Annotated in this window: 3 protein-coding genes and 1 pseudogene; 2 read left to right on the top strand and 2 right to left on the bottom strand. The window is 70.5% G+C overall.

The window, feature by feature from the left end:
• Window positions 1-263 (top strand): annotated as a pseudogene (locus FNQ90_RS16210) (hypothetical protein); the annotation flags it as partial.
• Between the two features lie 23 nt (window positions 264-286).
• On the opposite strand, the gene FNQ90_RS16205 reads toward FNQ90_RS16210, so the two are convergent.
• Window positions 287-550 carry a hypothetical protein gene (locus FNQ90_RS16205; protein WP_182607039.1) on the bottom strand — a complete coding sequence of 88 codons (264 nt, stop codon included), beginning with the start codon at window positions 548-550 and terminating at the stop codon, window positions 287-289.
• 1,032 nt (window positions 551-1,582) lie between these two features.
• On the opposite strand from FNQ90_RS16205, the gene fxsT reads away from it, so the two are divergent.
• Window positions 1,583-3,007: an FxSxx-COOH system tetratricopeptide repeat protein gene (gene fxsT, locus FNQ90_RS16200; RefSeq protein WP_182607038.1), complete on the top strand. Its 1,425-nt coding sequence runs from the start codon at window positions 1,583-1,585 to the stop codon at window positions 3,005-3,007.
• 31 nt (window positions 3,008-3,038) lie between these two features.
• Here the strand turns inward: fxsT and FNQ90_RS16195 are convergent, their stop codons facing one another.
• Window positions 3,039-3,584, bottom strand: coding sequence for an NUDIX domain-containing protein (locus FNQ90_RS16195; protein WP_182607037.1), 546 nt, complete (start codon window positions 3,582-3,584; stop codon window positions 3,039-3,041).

Genomic DNA, 3,584 nt, shown 5'->3' with positions numbered 1-3,584 from the left:
GGATCCCGTTGCCGGCCATGGCCGGCGCGCCGCGTCGGGGCGGCACGCCGTGGGACGGCGTGCAACGACGGGCGATCGCCGCCTCGCCCGCCCGTCACCTGGTCGCCGTGAGCCGGGGCGGGCACGGCACCGTCCATCTCGTGGATGTCCGGGAACCGGAGCGCCGGGTGGACCTGGCGCTCGACACCCCCCTGGACGAGGGCGGTCGGCTGTTCCTGGTCGCCGCCGGGGACGGGGCCCACCTCGACCGCCGGGGGCGCTGAGGCCCCGACACCGGCCGTGGTCCTCAACCCGCCCCGAAGGGCAGCAGGCCGAGGTGTGCCAGTGCCCCCAGGCCCGCCGCGATCGGCCCCAGAACGGCCACGACACCGCCGGGGCGTCGCATCCCACGGGTGCAACAGGTCCGGTCCGCGTCGTGCGGGGGCCTCCCCGGAGTCCCCGTGGAGGGCCTCCCCCTCCCACCGGTGAGGAGAAGCAGTACCAGAACCACCACAACTCCCGTGCCCAGTGCCGGGGATGTGAGATCGAGCACGAATGATTCCATGGACATCACCTCCCGTTCCGGGCCCTCTTGCCGGGGCCCGTTTCACCAGTCAAGCTCTCTCCGAGACGAACACGGAGCGTCCGGGACGAACCACGGGGAAGACGGACGGGGCGTGGTGGTGGACGCGCGTCCGGGACATCCCGAATACGCGCCGGAGTGTCCCGGACACCGGCGGACGCGTTGACGGACGCCGGTGGACACCGGCGGGGGGACAACGGGGCGGGGGTCCGGTGATGAGGGAAAACGATCCGGCTCCCGGCTCGTGGTTCGAGTACCGACAGCTCCTGCGCGACCTGCACCGGGGAACCGGCAGTCCGACGATGCGGGAACTGGAACGGCTGTGCGGAGAGGAATACGGGAAAAGACGGGTACCCCGGGCTCTTTCCCGTACGGCGATCAACGGTTACCTCGCTCAGGCCGACCGACCCCCCGGCACGGACCGGGATGTCGTCGGTTCCCTCGTCCACTGTCTTCTCCTGCACGGCAGTCGGAACGGTCTTCGTCCCTCCCCACCGCAGAACGATCCCGACTGGTGGCAGCGGCGCTACGACCTCCTGAGCGAGGAGAGCGAACGTCGCCCGGGCGAACGGAACCCCTCCCCCGGCGACCTTCCGGTGACGGAGACGGGACATTGGGACAGCGGACACGAAGTGGCCCTGGGCTGGTCGCTGGCGGATGTCGTCTTCTGGCCGCCTTCCGGGGTGGAGCATCTGGACAAGCTCGCGGGAATGATCCGCCTGGCCCACGAGATCGGTGTCCCCCACACCGCGCTGCCGGCCGCGAAACAGTTGGAGAGGTGGAGTGCCGGGGAGTTACCGGCGAGCCACCCGGCGCGGCTCGCCGCACGTTACGCGGCCGCGGTGTTGACCTCCCATGCGGGCGCCGCCCCGGCCCTGACGTTGCGAACGGTTTCGGAGTTGGTGCGGGAGTGCCGACAGCACTTGGGGGCCCGGCATCCGCTGGCGGTCTTCGCGGGATTGTGGCACGCCGGGTTGACCGGCCGTTGCGGCGACTGGGCCGAGGCCCGGAGGTTGTACCGTGCACTGTCCGTCGAGCCGTCTCCCGACCACACCGCGTTGCGGGCGGACCTCCTCGCCGGGTGGGGAGCGGCCAGGGCGCTGGGCCACCTGGGTCATCGATCATGTCCGTTACCTGTGGCGGAGCGGGGACCCGCACCAGGCCCTGGAGATCGGGCGCCGGGTGATGCCCCTGTGGGAGCGGCGCCACGGGCCCGACGATCCCCTCGTGCTGCGGCTGCGTGCCCAACTGGCCAATCCGCTCAGGTCCCTGGGAATGTATCGGGAGGCCTACACCCAGGACCACGAAGCGCTGACCAGACAACGACGCCACCCCGAGCTGGGCCCGGAACACCCCCACACGCTGGTCACCCAACGGAATTACGGAGCCGACCTGCGGGGTCTGGGACGGTACGCGGAAGCCCATGCCTCCGACGCCGATTGTCACGATCTCTTCAAGCGCATCATGGGAGAGGACCACGACGACACCCTGCGGGCGGCCAACAACCTCGGGGTCTCGCTGAATCTGATCGGACGCACCGGCGCCGCGCTGGAACTGGACGGCCGGACGTTCGAGAAAAGACTGGCCCTACTGGGAGCCGATCACCCACTCACTCTCCAGGGAGCGATCAGGATCGCCCAGGGAAGGCGGGAAACGGGTGACTTCCGAGGGGCGCAGAGCCTCCTTCTGGAAACCCTCGGCCGCATGGAGCGGGTACACGGGACGGGGCACCCGGATGTTCTTCGCGCCCGCAGGGAACTGGCCGTGAACCACCGCAGGTTGGGCAACATCCGCAAAGCCGAGGAGGAGAACCGGGAGGCCCACGAGGGTTTCCTGCGAACCCATACCGCCCGGCATCCCGACACGATGGCGGCGGCGATGGGCCTGGCCTCCTCACTGGCCGTACCGGAGAACGGGAACCCGGAACGGCTGGCGACCGCCCGGACCTTCGCCGAGGAGGCGCACCGGGATTACATCGCCGTACTGGGGGAGGACCATCCGCTCACTCTTTCCTGTGCCTCCAACCTCGCCGTCATCCGCGCTCGATGCGGCGAACCCGACGCCGGACTACCGCTGGTCTCCCGGACGGCGGCGAGGGTCGAGGAAACCCTGGGGAACGACCACCCGCTCACCCTTTCCTGCCGAACCCATGTGACCGTCGTCCTCGCGTCGGCGGGCAGGACCGAGGAAGCGCTCGCGGAGAGTTCCGCCGCTCTCCAGGGACTGAAAGTGATCTACAGGAATCCGCGCCACATCCGCACCCTGTGCAGCACCCACACCACCGCCCTGCTCCGCCGGACCCTGGACCCCTCGGAGGAGAACAGCGCGGCCCTCGAGAAGGCGGAGCAGACGTTCGAGGCCGAGTTCGGGAGTGGCCATTTCGTGTACCGGATGATGGCGGAGGGGAGGCCCACGGAAATCGATATCGAGGTGTCCCCGATCTGATCCCGCCGGGACGGAATTATCAGGGGTCCGGTCAGGAATGCCCGGCGAACCAGGCCCGGGCCACCCGGGTGTGCAGCGGAAAGGCCAGTTCCCGGGGCCCGGTCAACAACTCCCGCCCCGTGGTCTCCTCGGTGGGGAGGTCCGGCGGCAGGTCGGCGGCGGCCAGCGCGGGCAGGAGGCCGAAGAGCAGGAGGTGGTCGCCGTCCGCCCCGAGCGCGTCGAACAGACGCACCCGCTCCGCCTCCGCCCGCACCCGGGTCTCCTCGAACAGTTCGCGGACCACGGCCACCCGCCAGTCCTCCCCGTGGTCGATGAACCCGCCCGGCAGCGCGAGCAGCCCACGCCGGGGTTCGATGGCCCTGCGAACGGCGAGCAGGGCGGTACCGTCCGTCGGGAGGAGGACGGGTTGGAGCGCCACGGCGACCGGCAGTGGATTGCGGTACCGCACGCGCCCGCAGTGCGGACAGGTGCGGGGCCAACCGGCGTTCTCCGGGAATCGACCTCCGCAGTGCGGACAGTGGCTGTCGGGGGTCGCGCCGCCCCCGGGGACGGGGGCGGACTCCGCGGTGGGTGGCAC

Source organism: Streptomyces alkaliphilus (genome assembly GCF_014141535.1).
GTDB lineage: Bacteria > Actinomycetota > Actinomycetes > Streptomycetales > Streptomycetaceae > Streptomyces > Streptomyces alkaliphilus.
The sequence above is the reverse complement of the archived record's forward strand: the minus strand, read 5'-3'. Positions and strand labels throughout refer to the sequence as shown.

Excerpts from the sequence above, each read along its gene's own strand:
- FNQ90_RS16205 (WP_182607039.1), bottom strand. The coding sequence starts at position 550 with ATGTCCATGGAATCATTCGTGCTCGATCTCACATCCCCGGCACTGGGC.